Origin of the sequence: Shinella curvata, from assembly GCF_022899935.1 — a bacterium.
GTDB classification, from domain to species: Bacteria; Pseudomonadota; Alphaproteobacteria; order Rhizobiales; family Rhizobiaceae; genus Shinella; species Shinella curvata.
This window is the reverse complement of the sequence record NZ_JALJCJ010000005.1, coordinates 56,288-73,229: the sequence shown is the minus strand read 5'-3', so window position 1 is coordinate 73,229 and position 16,942 is coordinate 56,288. Positions and strand designations below refer to the sequence as shown.

The following is a 16,942-nucleotide window of genomic DNA, read 5'->3' as shown; positions in this document are numbered from 1 at the left end:
GCGACGGTCAAGACCCTCATTGGCTTCGGCCACCCCGTTTCAGACAGGAACATGCGTTCAGAAGCTGGCGCTATCGGAGTGGTTCCGCCGGCCGGGTCCTATGGGCAGGTCCAAGTAGATCAGCCGAAACTTCACGCACAACGAAGCAACGCGACGGCGGAATGATTCCGTCCGGACGATCTATTCAGGAGAACTCCGATGTCTGCAATTTTTGAGAGCAATGAAGCGCTGAAATCTGCCATGGGTGGCGGTATTGCCGAAACGACAGCCTCCTTGCTGGACCTCGCCGAATTCTGGCGTGCCGGCGACGACGACCTGTACAGCAATGTCAGTTTCGCCCTGCAGCCGATCTCCAATGACGGCAATGAAGGTGACGAGGGCGACGAGGGAGACGAAGGCTCCGAGGGTGACGAGGGCGAAGAGGGTGATGAAGGCGACGAGGCGGACGAGGGTAACGAAGGCGACGAGGGCGACGAGGGTAACGAGAACGACGAAAACGATGAAAACGATGAAGGTAACGAAGGCGACGAGAACGACGAGGACAACGAGAACAACGAAGGCGACGAAGGTGACGAGGGCGACGAGGACGACGAGGGCAACGAAGGCAACGAGGGCGACGAGAACGATGAGGGCAACGAAGGCCAGGGCGATGAGGGCGATGAAGGGGACGAGTTCAACGAAGGCGACGAAGGCAATGAGGGCGACGAACTGAACGAAGGCGACGAAGCCGACGAGGGCGACGAGGGCAACGAAGGCGACGAGACCGACGAGGGCGACGAGGGCAACGAGGGTGACGAAGCCGGCGCCGACGAGAGTGACGAGGGCGACGAGGACGACGAAGCCAACGAAGGCAATGAAAACGATGAAGGCGACGAGGATAACGAGAACGACGAGAACGACGAGGGCGATGAAGGCGACGAGGACGACGAGGGCAACGAAGGCAGCGAAGGCAACGAGGGCGACGAAGGCGACGAAGGCCAGGGCGACGAAGGTGACGAGGGCGACGAGGCCAACGAGGGAACCGAAGGCAACGAGGGCGACGAGGGCGAGGAGGGTGACGAAGGCGACGAGTCGAGCGAAGGCGATGAAGGCGATGAGAACAACGAAGGGTCCGAGGGCGACGAAGGCGACGAGGGGGATGAAGGCGACGAGGGTGACGAGGACAGCGAGGGTAATGAAGGAAACGAAGGCGACGAAGCCGACGAGGCCGATGAGGGCAACGAAGGCTCCGAGGGCGATGAGGGCGACGAAGGCGACGAGAATGACGAGGGTGACGAGGGCAACGAGGGCGATGAGAATGACGAAGGCAATGAGGGCCAGGGCGATGAAGGCGACGAGGGCGACGAGGCCAATGAAGGCAGCGAGGGCGACGAGGGCGACGAACTGAACGAGGGCGACGAGGGCGACGAAGGCGACGAAAGCAACGAGGGCGACGAAGCCAATGAAGGCGAGGAAGGCAACGAAGGCGACGAGGCCGGCGCCGACGAAGGTGATGAAGGCGACGAGGACAACGAAGGCGACGAAGGCAACGAAAGCGACGAGGGCGACGAGGATAACGAAGGCGACGAGAGCGACGAGGCCAATGAGGGTGACGAGGACGATGAAGGGTCCGAAGGCAACGAGGGTAACGAGGGCGACGAGGGTGACGAGGGCGAAGGCAACGAGGGTGATGAGGGTGACGAGGCCAATGAAGGCTCCGAAGGCGACGAAGGCGACGAGGGTGACGAGGGCGATGAAGGCGACGAGGACAACGAAAACAACGAGGGCGACGAAGGCGACGAGAATGATGAAAACGACGAGAACGACGAAGGCAACGAGAACAACGAGGGCGACGAGAACGACGAGAACGACGAAAATGACGAGGGCGACGAGAGTGATGAGGACGATGAGGGCAATGAAGGCAATGAGGGCGACAAAGGCGATGAAACGTAAGGCGGCGTGACGCGCTAGCCCAAAGGTCGCTCCGGCATCGCCCGCCGGAGCGACGATGATCTATGAACAGGCAAAGCCCGTTCCGCCGGGCTTTGCCGTGTGGTGGAGCAAAAGGGAGGTGGCTGGTCGTTTTTTAGCACCTGCTTTACCAAATCCGGGACTGTTTCCGGTCGGTCGCGAATGGAATGGCAACGCCGTCCGTTACAAAGACAGAACAGGCTGCATCTGTTTTTCAGATGATTGCCGGCAGACAGGCAGTCTCGCCGGACCTCGTGATTTTCCCTGGGACGGAGGGTGTGATGAGCTTGCCTTCGTTTGATTCGGTCCTGACGGCGATCTATGAGACGGCGCTCGATCCCGATCCCTGGAACGATGTTCTTTGCAAGATCGCCGATTTCTGCGGAGGGGCGAATTCGGCCCTCGTCTATGACTATCGGCAATGCGGCTTTTCCGGTGTCGTCACGCCGCGGGCCGATCCGACGATAGTGTCGGAATACCGCCAGCATTGGTGGAGCCTCAATCCCATTATCGACACCCGGACGAGGGTGGGCGTTGTGAGGAGCCTCGACGACTGCGGTCGCGAGGCCTATTTCGCAAGCGCGTTCCACAACGAGTACTGGCGGCGTACAGGCCTTGGCGCCGAACGCCTCGCCGCCAACATCATAAACGACGGCCGAAGCCATTGCTGCCTCATTCTCCAGGCCTCCGTCCGGCATGACGAGTTCGCGTCGGATGTTCGCAGGCGTTTCGAGCAGCTGGTGCCTCACGTCGCGCGATCGATCGAAATCGGCACCAGGCTCCGAAAGCTGGACTTCGATTTCTGGATTGAAAGCCATGCCGGCAAGGCGTCGCGCATGGCCGCATTCGGCGTCGGTGCCGACGGAGGGCTCATCTTCGCAAACCGGACGGGGGAGCAGATGCTCCAGGCCGGCAATCCCTTTACCGTGCGGGAGGGGCGGTTGTGTCTCGCGAATCCGCGACGGCAGGCGGCGCTGGAAAACACGGTGCGCCGCTCCCTGGCCGGCTCGGCCGGCGCGGTGGCCCATCTGGAAACCGCACAGGCGCCCGGATATGTGCGAGCCTACAAGCTGTGCATCGTGCCATGCACGGGCGCCGTGCCGGCGATCCCCGTTCCGGGTGTGCGGGCGCTGGTTCTGGTCGAAGAGGAGATCGACGAAGCCGCTGCGCGCATCAGGAATCTTCGGCTTGCCTTCGGGCTGACCAGCGCAGAAGCCCGGCTGACCGTGGAAATGCTCGAATGCGACGGAAGGGCCGCCGCCGCCAAACGCTGCGGCATTTCGGCCAACACGGCTCGCACGCACTTGTCGCGTATTTTCGAGAAGGTCGGCGTGAGCAGGCAGGCGCAGCTGGTGGTGGCGATAAACGAAGCCCTGGGCCCCCGCTGACGTCGCTGCAACCTGTGGCTCTGCCGATATCCTTCTGCCTGTCAGCCCGCCGGTGCGGCTTTGAAAACAGCGAGCTGCGCGTCGAAGGCGCGCTGGTAGGCGGGGCGCGCCTTGCCGCGGGCGATATAGGCGCCCAGATTTGCGTGGCTGACCAGAAGCGTCGAGCTTTCCAGCCGGCGCAGCACCGTGACCATCAGGATATCGGCGGCGCTGAACGCGCCGTCGAGCCATTCCGCATCACCGAGATGAGCCGAGAGTTCGCCCAGTCGTTGATGGATACGGCGTTCCATGAGAGGCAGGCGCTGCGCGTACCAGCTTTCGCCACGCTCCAGATAGCCGGCGGCTTCGCGCTCGAGGATGACCGGCTCCACCGTGTTGAGCGCGGCAAACATCCAGGCGACGGCGCGCGCCCGGCCGTTCGCATCGACGGGCAGCAGGCCCGCATGGCAACAGGCGATATGAAGGACGATCGCGCCGGACTCGAAGAGAGCGAGGTCGCCCTCTTCATAGGTCGGAATCTGACCGAAGGGATGAAGCGCCAGATGCGCGGGTTCCCTCAAGGCCTCGAACGGGAGAAGGCGGACGTCATAGGGCTGCCCCACTTCCTCCAGCGCCCAGCGAATGCGCATATCGCGCGCCATGCCTCTGCCGCGATCGGGCGAGCTTTCGAAGGCTGTAATGGTGATCGTCATGGATGTTCTCCCTTATGCGTCTGTCTTGAAGACGAATGGACGAACGGGTTTGCGACATGCCTGCTTGAGATAGTCCGCCCGCCCAGTCTAGACATGGATCCTGCAATGCAGAAGGGCCTGCTCGTCGGAAGCGAGGAGCGGCTGCAGCTTTATGGAGGAGCCAACGATGCCGCATGTCATATTGAAGATGGTCGAGGGGCGGACCGAGGAACAGAAGCAGGCGCTCGCGGATGCGCTGACGAAAGCCGTCACGACGACGCTCGGCTGCGGTGAAGACCTCGTATCGGTTGGGATCGAGGATTTCAGCGACGCGGAATGGATGGCGAAGGTTTACGGACCGGACATCGAGCAGCGATCGGGCACGATCTACAGAAAGCCGGGCTACGGTCCCGAAGGCTGAAACACCACCTGCCGTTCTTGTGCAGGTCGCTGGTCACGGAACTGGATGCTTTCGCGCCTCTAAAAACGCCCGATTTGTCACGCCGAGAGAATGGACGCTTCGATCCCTCGGCTTTCGGCGATGTGGCCTGGGCATTGGACCGGGTCCGTCGCGGAGCCGGGATGTACCATTGTCACACCATCGGTGGGCGCTGCGGCCAGAAGGCGGGGCAGCCAGCGCGCGACCTGATCGGGATGGTCGAGGTGCAGGAAACCCGAAAAGTCGCGGTTCCTCGCCCAGCCCGCCTTGCGGAAGGTTCGCCCTGCGAGGAGCGCGAGCGTGGCGATCAACAGAACCTTCGGGCCGCCCGCGCGAAGGTTCAGAACAAGGCCGGCCAGCGTTGCGGGCACGGGAACCCGGATCCAGGTTCCCGCGTCGTGCGGCAGGTCGGCGGCAACCGTGTCGAGACCGGGCAGGCAGTGGCAGTGCTGGTGCCCGTCATAATAGTCGGGTGTAAAGCCGAAAACCGTCTGGAATTTCTCCGACTGTCGCTGGAATTCGCCGCGGATGCCCTCCGGCAGCCTTCCGGAAAGGCAGGCGAGCAACAGGCGCCCAACATCGCGATGGGCGGCCTTCCCGGAAAAGTCGTGCGTCACGTTGAGGTGAAGCCCCACCTGTACGCCATGGCTACGCAACTGGCGGAGACGGTCCACATCGCGAGCGGCGATATCGCCGTCGATCATCACCGACGTGCCATCCAGTCGGCGGCGCTCGATAAGGTCGAGGATGACCTTGTCGTGCTCCCTGCCAAGCCCGAAATCGTCGGCGATCCGCATCCTGTCCTCACTCCGGCCGGATATAGACGACCGCCAGTTCGAAATCGATCTGTTTGGGGAAGCGGAATCCGGAACGGTGCACCGTGAGAACCTTTGATTCGGCCTTGAGCCCGTTTTCCGCCGCCCAGGTGATTGCCTCGGTGATGCAGGCCGTCTTGACCTTGCCTGGCAGCGCCAGGGAGCAGACGACGACGCCGGCTTCGTTCCTCCAGTCCGCGCGCGGCGGGTAATAGCCGGGCAGGCGGTCGGGCAGGGCGGGCAGGGCCTCTATCGTTTCCGGGAAGAGGAAGGCGAGCGATGCCGCATCGTTGCCTTTCGCGATCCACCGCAACGGCTGCACGTTTTCCTTCTTCCAGGTCTCGACGATCGCGTTGGCGCCTTCTTTCCACGGCGTATACTGTTCGACATTGCCCTTCGTGCTTGCCATGACGCCGGACACGATGCCCCCGATGATCATGAGCGGCCAGATGAAGCGGAAAGCGGCGACGATCTTGGGACCGTTCACATCCAGTGCCGGCTGGTCCGCATTGCGCACGAGATAGAGTGTGAAGGCAAAGCCGATCGGGATCGCCCACGGGGTGGAAAGCACCGCAAGGCCCGCCACTGCGAAACCGAGCGTGGTAAGCCAGGGGCCAATGGCGAGGAACGCCAGCATGCTGTTGCCGGCGGGGCGCTTCAGCAATTTTGCGAGGCGCTGCAGCGGCGATCCGGTGACCAGGAAGAGGGCGGCCAGGATAAGCGGTATGGGCCAATAGAAGAACGGTGAGACCGCGAATTTCGCGATGTAGTAGACGGCCTCCTTCAAACCGCCGCTGCCGCCCTGTTCGCCGGCATAGGCTATGGCTTCACGGTGCTGCACCAGCCAATAAAGATGCGGCGAGAGGATGAGAACAAACGCGATAAAGGCCAGCCATGGAACGGTCGTCAGCCAGAGGTATCGCCGTGCGGGCGTAAACGTGCTGGCGAAAAGCGGGATGAGCAGGACGATGGAATAGTATTTGCCGAGGATCGACACGGCTGCGAGCATGCCGAACAAAACGGCGTAGAGGTTTCTGCGGCTGGCCTGCGGGGCCGTTGCACGCACGAAGGCCCAGGCGGCCCACGGCCAGGTCGCCAGGCATATGGAGTTCATGTTGAGCTTGCTGGTCAGCGTCAGGTAGGGCAGTGCCAGAGCGCACAGGGCAAGCGCCACCGCGATATGGCGGTCTTCGAAGTTCAAGCCTCGTGCCAGCGCGCGGATACCGAACAGCGCAACGGCCAGATTGACGGCCGAGAGCAGGTAGAAGGATGCGACGCTTTGCGGCGCGACCAGGAACCAGAGCTTCGCCATCCAGGGAAGGAACTGTGGGTGTTTGTCGGATCCGAGCAGCCAGTGTTGCGACCAGGCATAGACCTCGGCCATGTCGCCATAGCCGTCGAGCACGGTCTTCGCGGCGATGGTCATCAGCCACCATACCAGGGCGTGGATCAGGATGAAGGGCGTGGTCTTGATGAAGGATGCGTCTTTGCCTGCGGTCATGGGGAAGCCTGATTGTCCTTCGCCTTGTCACCGGCGGTCTGTGTGTGTGCGTCGAGCGTGACGTCCTGGGCCAGAAGGTATGCGGGACGGCGCTTGGCCTCGAGGACGGTCTTGCCGATATATTCCCCGAGAAGGCCGAGGAAGATCATCTGGATGCCGCCGAAGAAGGAAACGAGTGCGAGCACGGAGGAAATGCCGATGCCGCCCGACATGAAGAAGAGCCGTTCGATCACGATGTAGAGACCGTAGAGCGCACTGAGGCCGGCGATGAAAAGGCCTGCCAGTCCCATGAGCCTGAGCGGCGCCGTGGTGAAGCTGGTCATGGCATCGAAGGAGAGCGCCACGAGGCGCCAGGCATTGAAGCTGGAAACGCCATGCTGGCGCGGCGGCGGCGTCATGGGAACGCCGCGTTGCCGGAAGCCGACCCAGCCGTAAAGGCCCTTCATGAAGCGTTCGCTTTCCGGCAGCCGCCGCAGGGCATCGGCGAAACGGCGGTTGATCAGCCGGAAGTCGCCGGCATTCTGCGTGATGTCGAAACGGGTGCCGCGGTTGATGATCCAGTAGAACCCGCCGGTCAGCGCGGATTTCAGCCAGCCTTCCGAGGCGCGGCGGTCTTCCTTGTAGGCGTAAACGCTGTCGATGCCTTCGGCGTGCCAGATGCGCACGAGATCAAGGACCAGTTCTGGCGGATGCTGCAGGTCTGCATCCATCATCACGACCGCATCGGCGTCGAGCGCCGCTTCGATACCGGCCGACAGGGCGGCCTCCTTGCCGAAGTTCCGGGAAAACTGCAGCAGGCGGACGGCGCGGCCCTGAAAGTCGGTGCCGGCGAGCAGGTCGAAGCTGCTGTCGCGGCTGCCGTCGTCGATGAAGACGTAGGAGGTCGTCACGCCGTGTTCATCCGACAGGCGCGCGGCGATGAGGTTCAGCCTCTCGACGAGCGCCGGCAGGTTCTCCGCCTCGTTGTAGATGGGCACGACGATCGCGATGGTGCTCATTCGCTTCCCTTCAGGAAGATTAACATGGACGAGACGGCGAAATTGAACACCGACACGATGACGATGACGATGGCAAGGGCGACGGGAACCGGAATCCCGGCGAGCACGAAAGCGTGCAGCAGAAGGGCGCGCAGCGCGAAGACCACGACAGCGAGCAGAAGGAAGCGTATGTAGCGCCTTTGCCAGCCCGTCCTGCTGCCGGGAAAGGTGACCTTCTCGTGATAGGCGAAGACCACGGAGGCGCTGACAGCCATGGAGAGCGCAAGGGCGACACTCGGTGAAATCCCAAGCAGGGAAATCAGGACCAGCGTCGCCACATAGTCGATGGCTGCCCCGATCAGCGAGCCGCCCCCGAAGGTCAGAAAACGCTTTGCAAGCGATATGTAGGGCGTAATTGCTGCCATCGTCTGCGAAAAGGCGCCGTCGCGCGCGCGATCGGCCAATGCGGGGTTCATACAGCATTCGCTGAGGATTGCCATGGGCTCCTGTGGACGGGCGGCAGGTCGCATGCGTCGATGGTGTTTCGGTAACCATATCTTCAAGAGATCGTCGCACTGTCCTGCCCAGGAGATCGGATATGGCGAAGAAGACGACCAGGCGAAAGAAAACGGCGGGTGCGAAGCGGGCTTCGCCGCCCGCACGGCGCGGCATGGCGCATTGGTATGTGCTGGGTGCGGCGGTGATCGGCGGGATTGTCTATATGGACTATCGCGGGCCTGGGCCGGAGCCGGCGGCGACGGGCATTCGCACGGCCTCCATCGAGCGCAAGGAAAAGAAGGTCGAGCGGGAGACGGTGCAGGTCAAGCCGAAGCAGCGGCCGTCGCCGCTTGCGGAGCAGGCATTGCCGGCCGTCGAAAAACTACCGGCCTTTTCCGGAAAATGGTTCATCTGCACGACGCAGACCGATTACTGCGTGCTGGACGGCAGCACGATTCTCTATGCCGGACGCAAGGTGCGGATTGCCGATATCGATGCGCCTGCCATTGCGGAGGCGAAATGCGATGCCGAGCGCTCGCGCGGTGGGGATGCGAAGCTGCGTCTGCGGGAAATCCTGAGCGAGGGCGATGTCTCGCTGGTCGCCGCCAAGGGTGAAGGGCGCCATATCGTGCTGCGCGACGGCCGGTCGATCGGCGGCCGGCTTGTCCAGGAGGGCTTTGCCAGGCCCTGGACGGGGCGTCATCAATCGTGGTGCGGCTGACATTCGTTCTTGCGAAAGCTGTTTCTTTCCGGCACAAGCCATGCGCAAGCCTGCGTCCCTATGCTTTCCGTTAACCGGGATGGTGCCGGCTGAAAAGGGACAATGACATGTCGAACGACCTCGAGCGCTACAGCGATCCTGACAATGCTACGGTCGCGCTCTTCCTCCTCGAAAACGACGCGGATCAACTGACGGACATCCTTGTGGCCGCTCTGGATGAAGCGTTCCGCATTCTCGACGATGAAGCGTCGCCCGCGACCTTCCACTGATCGCTGAAACGAAAGAGGGGCCCTTGAGGCCCCTCTCGCTTTTTCAGGGATTGCTTAACCCGCCGCCACGACCTGGTGCTGCGTGCCGAGGCCGGCGATGGAGACTTCCATGCGGTCGCCCGGCTTCAGGTAGCGCGGGGGCTTCATGCCCATGCCGACGCCGGGCGGCGTGCCCGTTGTGATAACGTCGCCGGGCTCCAGAACCATGAACTGCGAGATGTAGTGGATGAGGAACGGCACCTTGAAGACCATGGTGCTCGACGAGCCGTTCTGCACCAGTTCGCCGTTGACGCTGAGCGTCATGGCGAGGTCGGCCGTATCCACCTCGTCCGTCGTCACCAGCCAGGGGCCGATCGGACCGAAGGTCGGGCAGCCCTTGCCCTTGGTCCACTGTCCACCACGCTCGATCTGGTAGGCCCGCTCGGAAATGTCGTTGCAGACGCAGTAGCCCGCCACATAGTTCAACGCATCGGCCTCGGAGACGTAGGACGCACGCTCGCCGATGACGACGGCAAGCTCGACTTCCCAGTCGGTCTTTTCAGAGCCGCGCGGAATGAGGATCGTATCGTCTGGGCCGCCGATGCAGGAGGGAGCCTTGTTGAACAGGACGGGTTCGGCCGGCACCGCCATACCGCTCTCAGCAGCGTGGTCGGCATAGTTGAGGCCGACGGCGATGAAGTTGCCGACGCGGCCAACGCAGGCGCCGTAGCGGCTGCCTTCCGGCGCAAGCGGCAGGCTCTTCGGGTCGAGCGCGCGCAGACGCTCCTGCCCGGCGCGGCCGAGCACGTCGCCGGAAATATCCGCAACGATGCCCGAGAGGTCGCGGATATTGCCGTCCGCGTCGATCAATCCGGGCTTTTCCGCGCCCGCCGCGCCAAAGCGCACCAATTTCATATCCGTCTCCATTCAAATGCCGGCCCTTGATGCCGGCGTGGCCGATTTCGGTTGCATGCACCTTCTATCCGGTTTTACATGGAGTCAACGATTTTCGAAAATCTTTTCCATCTTATAAAATGTGAGGCGATATGGAGCAGAAGCGCACAGGCAGCCGGACGCTTGCGGGGGACGCGTACGAGGCGATCCGTCAGGCGATCGGCGCCGGGGATTTCAAGCCGGGCGACCGCTTGCGCTTCGCCGATCTCCAGACGCTCTGCAACATGAGCGTCACGCCGGTGCGCGAAGCCCTGGCGCGATTGACGGCGGAGGGCTTTACGGTGCTCGACGATCACCGTGGTTACAGCGTCGCGCCGCTGTCGCTGGAGGAACTGCGCGACGTCACGGCGACGCGACAGCTCTGCGAGGGCGAGGCGCTCAGGCTATCGGTGCTGAACGGCGACGCGGATTGGGAGGCAAGGCTCATTGCCGCGCATCATCTGATGGTGCGCATTCCGCAGGTGCGGGACGATATGCCCACGGCGATGCGTGAGGATTGGGAGGTGCGGCATGCGGCCTTCCATGCCGCGCTGGTTTCGGCCTGCGGGTCACCAATCCTGCTGGAAATCTGTGAGAAGCTGTTTTCGCGGGCGGACCGCTATCGGCGCCTGTCGGTCAGCCTGGACGACGGTGCGCGGGATGTCGCGGGCGAGCATCGCCGGGTGATGGAACTCGCACTGGCGCGCGACGCGGAGGGCGCGGCGAGCGCCCTTCGCGAGCACTACGGCCTGACGGCCGCAGCGCTCGAAGGGTTTTTTGCCGTCTAGTTACTTGGTGGCGACGACGGCCGGCGTGCCGATCGCGGATCCGCCGCCGATGGCGACGTTCAGCGAGACGTAGTCGCGGGCGAGCTGGCGGATTGCCGCAGCGAGCGACAGGCGGGCATCGGCGACGTTGCGTTCGGCATCGAGCACGTCGAGGATGGTGCTGGCGCCGCCGCGATAGCTTTCGCGGGCGAGCACCAGGGTCTGGTCGAAGGTGTCGACGACCTTCCGCTGGGCCGCGACCGTCTGGTAGTCGCGAATGAGCGCCGTTTGGGCGTTCTCGACTTCCTCGACGGCGTTCAGCACCGTGGACTTCCATGTCAGATACTGCTGCTCGGCTTCCGACCGTGCGATCTTGACCTGGGCCTTGAGCGCGCCGCCGTTGAAAATCGGCAGCGAGAGCGACGGGCCGAAGGACCAGCTGGAAAGGCTGCCGACCCTTGCATTGAAGTTGCGCGCCGCGCCGATCGAGCCGCCGAGTTCGATGCTCGGATAGAGATCGGCTTCCGCCACGCCGATGGCTGCCGTGGCGGCCTGAAGACGGCGCTCGGCCGCGCGGATATCCGGGCGGTTGCGGATGAGATCGGCCGGAATGCCGGTGCGCGTTGCATAACGCGGCATCGGCTGGGCGGATCCCTTGAGCAGGCTGGAGGTGATCGTGCTGGCGGGAACGCCGAGCAGGGTCGCGATGTGGTTGGCCGCCTGGTGGAAGCCGGTTTCGAGCGCCGGCAGGTTGGCGAGCGTCTGGTTGACGAGGCCTTCGGACTGCAGGACGTCGAGGCTGGAAGCGGCACCCGCTTCCTTGATCTCGTTGGTGAGTTTCAGCGTCTCGCGGCGCGATACCAAGTTCTTGCGGTTGAGCGCCAGCGCTTCCTGATAATAGCGCGCATTGACGTAGCTCGACACCAAATCGGAGAAATAGGCGAGGCGGGCGACGTTGACGTCGTCATAGGCGGCGTCGAGCGAAGCGTTGGCAGCTTCCTTCTGGCGGCGATACTGGCCGAAGAAGTCGATCAGCCACGATGCGCTGAGGCCGGCATTGATGGACTTCGACTGGGAGTGATCGCTGCCTGTGGTGCGGCGCAGATAGCTGCCGTCCTGGCCGCTCACATTGCCACTGGCCGACGCGCCGAGGCTCGGCAGGGCGCCGGCACCCGCGACGATGACATTCGCCTCGGCCGCTTCGATGCGCTGCAACGCCTGCAGAACGGTAAGGTTTTCACCCATGCCCTGATGGACGAGGTCGTTGAGGCGCTTGTCGCGGAAGGATTCCCACCAGGGATTGAGCGTCACATTGTCGGCGCTTGCCGACTTGCTTTCCGAGAATTTCGCGGGGAGAGCGGTCTCAGGCTTCTGGTAGTCGGGGCCGACGACGCAGCCTGACAGGAGGAGCATGCTCAGAGGAAAAAGCGTCCTGGTGAAATTCATGGGTCTATCCTGCCGGCCGTCGCGGCCTACTAAACTTAACGGAACATATTTGCGATTCACTCTTTATTCATGTTTGGACCCCAGATCGAGTCCCTCGCAAAAAAAGAATGGTCCCACAGCGTTTTTTCCCCGCTTCGCTTCGCGTGTGTGTCCTCAGCGCAACTGAACCATTTTGCCCAATGTAATGAAGTTGCCCGCTTGACGAAAGTGACGAAGTGCGTGGCGCCCCGCAAGGTTGCGCCACGGCATTTCCCCGGAATGTTCGTCTTTGCGACATATTTTTCTGAAAAATGCTGCGAGCGCGAACATTATTTTGCGATTCGAATTGTCACACAAATTCGACAGCAATTTATTCCAAAATCTTATGGATTCCATTGACATCGGAAGGAGACCCTATTATGTGTTGCAGCATCGCATGAGGGCCGCATGCGTTTTGTTTCGGTCCACACCTGACGCGTCTTTTTTCAGCGTCAGCGCCAACAAGAGGGAGTGTGACATGTATCATATCAACGACATCGCCTCCGCGTGTGTGGCGTGCTCCTGTCGTGAAACGATTACCGGGAAGACATCGACGCTCCGTCGTATGTAGTTCGAACTTCCCTCTTCGATTTAAGCGCAAATGAAAATTGGCTGTGCCTTCGGGTGCGGCAGGAGTTGTTATGCAAAAGCAGGTTATCGAAATCGGTGGAGAAGCCTTGGGCGTCGTCGTTCCCGATGAGGATCGGCTGAAGTTCGTGGCTGTCAAATATTCTGTATGGGATCTGGATTCCCAGCGTTTTTCCTCGGCGGACGAGGTGCGTATGGCTATCCGGCGTCTCCTCAACGACCCGTCCGCTGCGCAGCGGGCGATGAACCCGGCCAACGTTGCGGCCTGAACCTGAATTCTGACGGATCGGCACTGTTTCGTGCCTGAAGACGACGGGCCCCTTGCTTTGCGCGAGGCCCGTTTGTTTTTGTGAACAATCCATTCACCGCACGCTGGCTGGCGCGGGGTGCCGAATTTTGATTGGGTACCTCTCGAAAGGAGGTGCCCCATGCAGAGCGGCATCCATCACATCACGGGTATTACCCGGAAAATCCAGGCAAACGTCGATTTCTACGCGGGCTTCCTGGGCCTGAAACTCGTCAAGCGCACGGCCGGCTTCGAAGACGCCGACCAGCTTCACCTCTTCTATGGCGACGCGGCGGCCAGCCCCGGTTCGCTGGTCACCTTTCTGGCCTGGGAGGATGGTTCTCCCGGCCGAGTGGGTCTCGGCCAGCCTGCCGAGATCGCCTTTGCGATCCGGCCGGAGGCGATCGGCTTCTGGCTGACGCGGGCGCTGACGAAGAATGTTGCCATGAGCGGCCCCACGCAGGAGTTCGGCGAGCCCGTGCTCCGGCTGAAGGATCCTGATGGCATCATCGTCAAGTTGGTCGGTGAGACGGGCGTGGAAGGCCCGGCGCCGCATGTCACCAAGGAGATCACGGCCGCGGACGCCATCCAGCGCATCCGCGGTGCGACGATCTTCTCGGAGAAGCCGGCGGAGACAGCGGCCTTCATCGGCAGCCATTTTGGTTTCCGCTCGGTCGCCGAGGCAAACGGTATCAAACGATTGGCCGGGGATGCCGGCGACATCCTCGATATTCGTGATGCCAGCGGTTTCTGGACCTCGGCGCCTGGCACGGGGACGATTGACCATATCGCCCTGCGCGCGCCCGACCGCGCCGCCGTCGAGGCTGCAGCCGAAAGGCTTGCGGCCGAGGAGGCGGGCGACGTCAACATGCATGACCGCACCTACTTCTATTCGCTCTATGTGCGCGAACCCGGCGGCTCGCTTGTCGAATATGCGACCGACGGTCCCGGCATGGCGATCGATGAAACCCTGGAGACGCTGGGCACCACGCTCTTCGTCCCTAAACATTTTGGCGCTGCCCCGGAGGATGTCCGGGCACGCCTCCCGCAGTTTTCCTTGCCAGGAGAAGAAAGAATGACCGAACGAGACCTTCCCTTCATCCACCGGGTGCATCGCCCGGAGACGCCTGATGGTACGGCGGTCGTACTGCTGCACGGTACGGGCGGGAACGAGACGAGTCTTCTGCCGTTTGGTGCACGGTTGGCGCCGGGCGCGGTGCTGCTGAGCCCGCGCGGCCGCAGCGCGGATGAGGGCTATCCGCGCTTCTTCCGCCGCATCACCGCGACGACCTTCGACCAGAAGGACATCGCCGGCGAGGCGGAGGCCTTCGCCGCCTTCATGGAAGGGGCGAATACCGCCTACGGGCTCGATCCGGCAAAAACGCTGTTCGTTGGCTATTCCAACGGCGCGAACATGATCGGCGCCGTCATGTTGTTGCATCCCGGCATCATTCGCAATGCGGTGTTGCTGCGGGGCATGAATGTGCTGGAAAACGCGCCGGCCGCCGATCTCTCAGGCGTCAACGTACTGGTGGTGTCGGGCCAGTCGGACCCCTATGGCCGGTTTGCCGGGGATCTCGAAGCGCTCCTCAGGGCATCCGGCGCGACGGTCGAAAGCACATTGCTGGCCGCCGGCCACGATATCGGAACAGCCGATCTTGAGCTGGCGAAGGCCTACAAGGAACGCATCATCGGCTGAAGCCGGTGATGGAAAAAGAAAAAGGGGGCGCACCGCAAGGTACGCCCCCTTATTTATGTCCTCGGATTATCGTGTGTAGTTCGTCACGAAGGCGGCGAAGCCGGCGACGAAATCGCGCAGTTTCTTTTCCGTCGCCTCGTCGATGATCTTACCATCTGCGATGACCGATCCGGCGCGCGAAACCATCAGCTTGGCGCCGAACCACGGAACCGTTCCCAACGTGCGCATGATCGGTAGCCAGGCTTCCTGGGAAAGCAGCGTGCCGAAATTGCCGGGCGATGCGCCGGTAATGGCGAAGGGCTTGTTGCCGAAGACGCGGGCGATGTCGGAGGAGGGGCGGCTCATCCAGTCGATGGCGTTCTTGAACACGCCGGGAATGCCGTTGTTGTATTCTGGCGTAAACAGAATGACGCCGTCGGCATCGGCGACGAGATCCTTTAGGCGCGTCACGGCACCCGGGATGCCTTCTGCCGCTTCCATGTCGCCGTCATAAAGCGGAATGCCGTGGATCGAGCCTTCGATAAGTTCGACACCGCCGGGCGCCATTGTCAGAGCGGCGCGCAGCAGCGCGGTGTTGAAGGAGCCCTTGCGCAGGCTGCCCGAGATGAGGACCAGTTTCGTCATGTCGTTTCTCCGTTTTCAGACATCAAAAACCCCGGCGGACAGTTTGCCACGCCGGGGTTTTGGCTAGGGGGTTAAGCGAGCGGCTTCAGCCTGGCCTCGATCTGCGCGCGGCGCGGCTCGAGGAAGGGCGGCAGCGACAGGCTTTCGCCGAGCGTTTCGAGGGGCTCATCCACGGCAAAGCCGGGACCGTCCGTGGCGATCTCGAACAGGATGCCGTTCGGCTCGCGGAAATAGAGCGAGCGGAAGTAGAAGCGCTCGACCTCGCCGCTGGACGGCAGGCGGAAGCCGCGCAGGCGCTCCGTCCATGCATGCAGGGCCTCGACATCGGGGGCGCGGAAGGCGACGTGGTGCACGGCGCCGGCACCTTGATGTGCGGCCGGAAGGTTCGGCTCGACGGCGACATGCAACTCGGCGGCCGGGCCGCCTTCGCCCATCGAGAAGACATGCACCTCTCCTTCGCCATCCGGGTTCGGATAGGTCGAGGTTTCCGTCATGTTCATCACATGGACGAGCACCGTCTCCGTGTTTCGGATATCGGGCACGCTGAGCGTGATCGGGCCGAGGCCCTTGATCTGGTGTTCGGCCGGGACCGGGCTCTTCTCCCACGGATTGGACGGTGCGCCGGCATTATCGACCGTCAGGCGGAAGCGCTGGCCTTCGCCGTCCTCGAAATCGAGCGTGGCGCGGCCGCCGATCTCCCTGATGTCGCCGGCCTTGACCTTCTCCTCGGCAAAGCGCGCCTTCCACCAGTCGAGCGTGGCGCGGGTTGCGACGCGCAGGCCCGTGCGGGATACGCTGTGCGTGCCGCGTCGCTCGTGGCCGACCGGCCAGTCGAAAAAGGTGAGATCGGAGCCCGGCGAGGCGAGCCCGTCTGCATAGAAGAGATGGTAGGCGCTGGTATCATCCTGGTTGACGGTCTTCTTGACGAGGCGCAGGCCGAGGATCCGGGTGTAGAAGCGCAGGTTCTCCGCCGCATTCGCGGTGATTGCGGTCAGGTGATGGATGCCGGTAAGTTGAAGGGTCATGGTTAACTCCTCTCCGGAAACGTCCGGGATGTTCGCGCGGTCCCGCCGTCGGGGCCGTCTGTTGAAGCGAATATCGCCCCTTGTCGCCGCTGTCGGAAGACCGGGTGCGGCGAACGGATTGTTCACTTTTTCTGAACGGCGCCGCCCGTCCGCTCAATGTTGTCCACGCGGGCGCGGATCGGCCTTGCTTGGAACAGCGTTTTATCCACCCATTCTGTTCCAATGCGTGATCATTCGAATTTTATCGTTTCATAAACCAGCATTCGCTTACGCTGCCCGCCTGCGAAATGATTTCGTCTCTGTTTCGCCGGTCGCCGGCATGTGTCCCGCAATTTTTTGATGATTGCC

General features: G+C 62.5%; 18 protein-coding genes. 9 read left to right on the top strand and 9 right to left on the bottom strand.

Annotation, left to right across the window (positions count from 1 at the left end; all coding sequences use genetic code 11):
* Nucleotides 1–198: 198 nt before the first annotated feature.
* The 3 genes from MUU55_RS18445 to MUU55_RS18435 are packed head-to-tail and all read left to right on the top strand — an operon-like array spanning nt 199 to nt 3,338.
* Complete coding sequence (locus MUU55_RS18445) at nt 199–1,932, top strand: putative sodium/potassium/calcium exchanger (protein ID WP_244762237.1); 1,734 nt, start codon at nt 199–201, stop codon at nt 1,930–1,932.
* A 55-nt stretch (nt 1,933–1,987) separates the two neighbouring features.
* Entirely contained in the window at nt 1,988–2,251 is a 264-nt protein-coding gene (locus tag MUU55_RS18440; RefSeq protein ID WP_244762236.1) for a hypothetical protein, read from the top strand.
* Nucleotides 2,232–3,338 carry a helix-turn-helix transcriptional regulator gene (locus MUU55_RS18435; protein WP_244762235.1) on the top strand — a complete coding sequence of 369 codons (1,107 nt, stop codon included), beginning with the start codon at nt 2,232–2,234 and terminating at the stop codon, nt 3,336–3,338. Before MUU55_RS18440 ends, MUU55_RS18435 begins: the two co-directional genes overlap by 20 nt.
* Nucleotides 3,339–3,379: 41 nt before the next feature.
* On the opposite strand, the gene MUU55_RS18430 is transcribed toward MUU55_RS18435, so the two are convergent.
* On the bottom strand, nt 3,380–4,030 hold the full coding sequence (locus tag MUU55_RS18430) for a glutathione S-transferase family protein (protein ID WP_244762234.1): 651 nt from the start codon (nt 4,028–4,030) through the stop codon (nt 3,380–3,382).
* 166 nt (nt 4,031–4,196) lie between these two features.
* On the opposite strand from MUU55_RS18430, the gene MUU55_RS29130 reads away from it, so the two are divergent.
* Nucleotides 4,197–4,430, top strand: a complete 234-nt coding sequence (locus MUU55_RS29130) for a tautomerase family protein (protein ID WP_280519026.1) — start codon at nt 4,197–4,199, stop codon at nt 4,428–4,430.
* 77 nt (nt 4,431–4,507) lie between these two features.
* Here the strand turns inward: MUU55_RS29130 and MUU55_RS18420 are convergent, their stop codons facing one another.
* From MUU55_RS18420 to MUU55_RS18405, 4 genes are read right to left on the bottom strand one after another with little or no spacing between them, the layout of a single operon-like run.
* On the bottom strand, nt 4,508–5,245 hold the full coding sequence (locus MUU55_RS18420; RefSeq protein ID WP_244762233.1) for a ChbG/HpnK family deacetylase: 738 nt from the start codon (nt 5,243–5,245) through the stop codon (nt 4,508–4,510).
* 7 nt (nt 5,246–5,252) lie between these two features.
* The gene (locus MUU55_RS18415; protein ID WP_244762232.1) at nt 5,253–6,764 is read right to left on the bottom strand and encodes a glycosyltransferase family 39 protein; all 1,512 of its coding nucleotides are present in this window, start codon (nt 6,762–6,764) and stop codon (nt 5,253–5,255) included.
* A complete protein-coding gene (locus MUU55_RS18410) occupies nt 6,761–7,762 on the bottom strand; it encodes a glycosyltransferase family 2 protein (RefSeq protein ID WP_244762231.1) in 1,002 nt (333 codons plus the stop codon). Before MUU55_RS18410 ends, MUU55_RS18415 begins: the two co-directional genes overlap by 4 nt.
* Complete coding sequence (locus MUU55_RS18405; RefSeq protein WP_244762230.1) at nt 7,759–8,241, bottom strand: GtrA family protein; 483 nt, start codon at nt 8,239–8,241, stop codon at nt 7,759–7,761. The genes MUU55_RS18410 and MUU55_RS18405 overlap by 4 nt, the downstream gene beginning before the upstream one ends.
* Nucleotides 8,242–8,339: 98 nt before the next feature.
* Between MUU55_RS18405 and MUU55_RS18400 the strand changes: the two genes are divergently transcribed.
* Together MUU55_RS18400 and MUU55_RS18395 are read left to right on the top strand one after the other, a co-directional pair.
* Entirely contained in the window at nt 8,340–8,960 is a 621-nt protein-coding gene (locus MUU55_RS18400; protein WP_244762229.1) for a thermonuclease family protein, read from the top strand.
* A 107-nt stretch (nt 8,961–9,067) separates the two neighbouring features.
* A complete protein-coding gene (locus MUU55_RS18395) occupies nt 9,068–9,229 on the top strand; it encodes a hypothetical protein (protein ID WP_244762228.1) in 162 nt (53 codons plus the stop codon).
* Between the two features lie 54 nt (nt 9,230–9,283).
* Here MUU55_RS18395 and MUU55_RS18390 read toward each other — a convergent pair whose 3' ends face one another.
* Nucleotides 9,284–10,123 carry a fumarylacetoacetate hydrolase family protein gene (locus MUU55_RS18390; protein WP_244762227.1) on the bottom strand — a complete coding sequence of 280 codons (840 nt, stop codon included), beginning with the start codon at nt 10,121–10,123 and terminating at the stop codon, nt 9,284–9,286.
* 131 nt (nt 10,124–10,254) lie between these two features.
* Between MUU55_RS18390 and MUU55_RS18385 the strand changes: the two genes are divergently transcribed.
* A complete protein-coding gene (locus tag MUU55_RS18385) occupies nt 10,255–10,929 on the top strand; it encodes a GntR family transcriptional regulator (RefSeq protein ID WP_244762226.1) in 675 nt (224 codons plus the stop codon).
* On the opposite strand, the gene MUU55_RS18380 is transcribed toward MUU55_RS18385, so the two are convergent.
* Entirely contained in the window at nt 10,930–12,354 is a 1,425-nt protein-coding gene (locus MUU55_RS18380; RefSeq protein ID WP_244762225.1) for an efflux transporter outer membrane subunit, read from the bottom strand. It abuts the gene before it with no gap.
* A gap of 659 nt (nt 12,355–13,013) precedes the next feature.
* Here MUU55_RS18380 and MUU55_RS18375 point away from each other — a divergent pair.
* Together MUU55_RS18375 and MUU55_RS18370 are read left to right on the top strand one after the other, a co-directional pair.
* Nucleotides 13,014–13,229 (top strand): hypothetical protein, encoded by a 216-nt coding sequence (locus MUU55_RS18375; protein ID WP_244762224.1) that lies wholly within the window; start codon nt 13,014–13,016, stop codon nt 13,227–13,229.
* Between the two features lie 159 nt (nt 13,230–13,388).
* The gene (locus MUU55_RS18370) at nt 13,389–14,945 is read left to right on the top strand and encodes a VOC family protein (protein ID WP_244762223.1); all 1,557 of its coding nucleotides are present in this window, start codon (nt 13,389–13,391) and stop codon (nt 14,943–14,945) included.
* A 66-nt stretch (nt 14,946–15,011) separates the two neighbouring features.
* On the opposite strand, the gene MUU55_RS18365 is transcribed toward MUU55_RS18370, so the two are convergent.
* Together MUU55_RS18365 and MUU55_RS18360 are read right to left on the bottom strand one after the other, a co-directional pair.
* Nucleotides 15,012–15,569, bottom strand: coding sequence for an NADPH-dependent FMN reductase (locus MUU55_RS18365; protein ID WP_244762222.1), 558 nt, complete (start codon nt 15,567–15,569; stop codon nt 15,012–15,014).
* A gap of 71 nt (nt 15,570–15,640) precedes the next feature.
* A complete protein-coding gene (locus MUU55_RS18360; RefSeq protein ID WP_244762221.1) occupies nt 15,641–16,594 on the bottom strand; it encodes a ring-cleaving dioxygenase in 954 nt (317 codons plus the stop codon).
* Between the last annotated feature and the right edge of the window lie 348 nt (nt 16,595–16,942).

Bases quoted from the DNA above. Each gene is read 5' to 3' on its own strand.
- MUU55_RS18375 (WP_244762224.1), top strand. From the start codon at position 13,014: ATGCAAAAGCAGGTTATCGAAATCGGTGGAGAAGCCTTGGGCGTCGTC.
- MUU55_RS18380 (WP_244762225.1), bottom strand. From the start codon at position 12,354: ATGAATTTCACCAGGACGCTTTTTCCTCTGAGCATGCTCCTCCTGTCA.
- MUU55_RS18435 (WP_244762235.1), top strand. From the start codon at position 2,232: ATGAGCTTGCCTTCGTTTGATTCGGTCCTGACGGCGATCTATGAGACG.
- MUU55_RS18360 (WP_244762221.1), bottom strand. From the start codon at position 16,594: ATGACCCTTCAACTTACCGGCATCCATCACCTGACCGCAATCACCGCG.
- MUU55_RS18370 (WP_244762223.1), top strand. From the start codon at position 13,389: ATGCAGAGCGGCATCCATCACATCACGGGTATTACCCGGAAAATCCAG.
- MUU55_RS18410 (WP_244762231.1), bottom strand. From the start codon at position 7,762: ATGAGCACCATCGCGATCGTCGTGCCCATCTACAACGAGGCGGAGAAC.
- MUU55_RS18405 (WP_244762230.1), bottom strand. From the start codon at position 8,241: ATGGCAATCCTCAGCGAATGCTGTATGAACCCCGCATTGGCCGATCGC.
- MUU55_RS18395 (WP_244762228.1), top strand. From the start codon at position 9,068: ATGTCGAACGACCTCGAGCGCTACAGCGATCCTGACAATGCTACGGTC.
- MUU55_RS18385 (WP_244762226.1), top strand. From the start codon at position 10,255: ATGGAGCAGAAGCGCACAGGCAGCCGGACGCTTGCGGGGGACGCGTAC.
- MUU55_RS18365 (WP_244762222.1), bottom strand. From the start codon at position 15,569: ATGACGAAACTGGTCCTCATCTCGGGCAGCCTGCGCAAGGGCTCCTTC.
- MUU55_RS18415 (WP_244762232.1), bottom strand. From the start codon at position 6,764: ATGACCGCAGGCAAAGACGCATCCTTCATCAAGACCACGCCCTTCATC.
- MUU55_RS18445 (WP_244762237.1), top strand. From the start codon at position 199: ATGTCTGCAATTTTTGAGAGCAATGAAGCGCTGAAATCTGCCATGGGT.
- MUU55_RS18390 (WP_244762227.1), bottom strand. From the start codon at position 10,123: ATGAAATTGGTGCGCTTTGGCGCGGCGGGCGCGGAAAAGCCCGGATTG.
- MUU55_RS18420 (WP_244762233.1), bottom strand. From the start codon at position 5,245: ATGCGGATCGCCGACGATTTCGGGCTTGGCAGGGAGCACGACAAGGTC.
- MUU55_RS29130 (WP_280519026.1), top strand. From the start codon at position 4,197: ATGCCGCATGTCATATTGAAGATGGTCGAGGGGCGGACCGAGGAACAG.
- MUU55_RS18430 (WP_244762234.1), bottom strand. From the start codon at position 4,030: ATGACGATCACCATTACAGCCTTCGAAAGCTCGCCCGATCGCGGCAGA.
- MUU55_RS18440 (WP_244762236.1), top strand. From the start codon at position 1,988: ATGATCTATGAACAGGCAAAGCCCGTTCCGCCGGGCTTTGCCGTGTGG.
- MUU55_RS18400 (WP_244762229.1), top strand. From the start codon at position 8,340: ATGGCGAAGAAGACGACCAGGCGAAAGAAAACGGCGGGTGCGAAGCGG.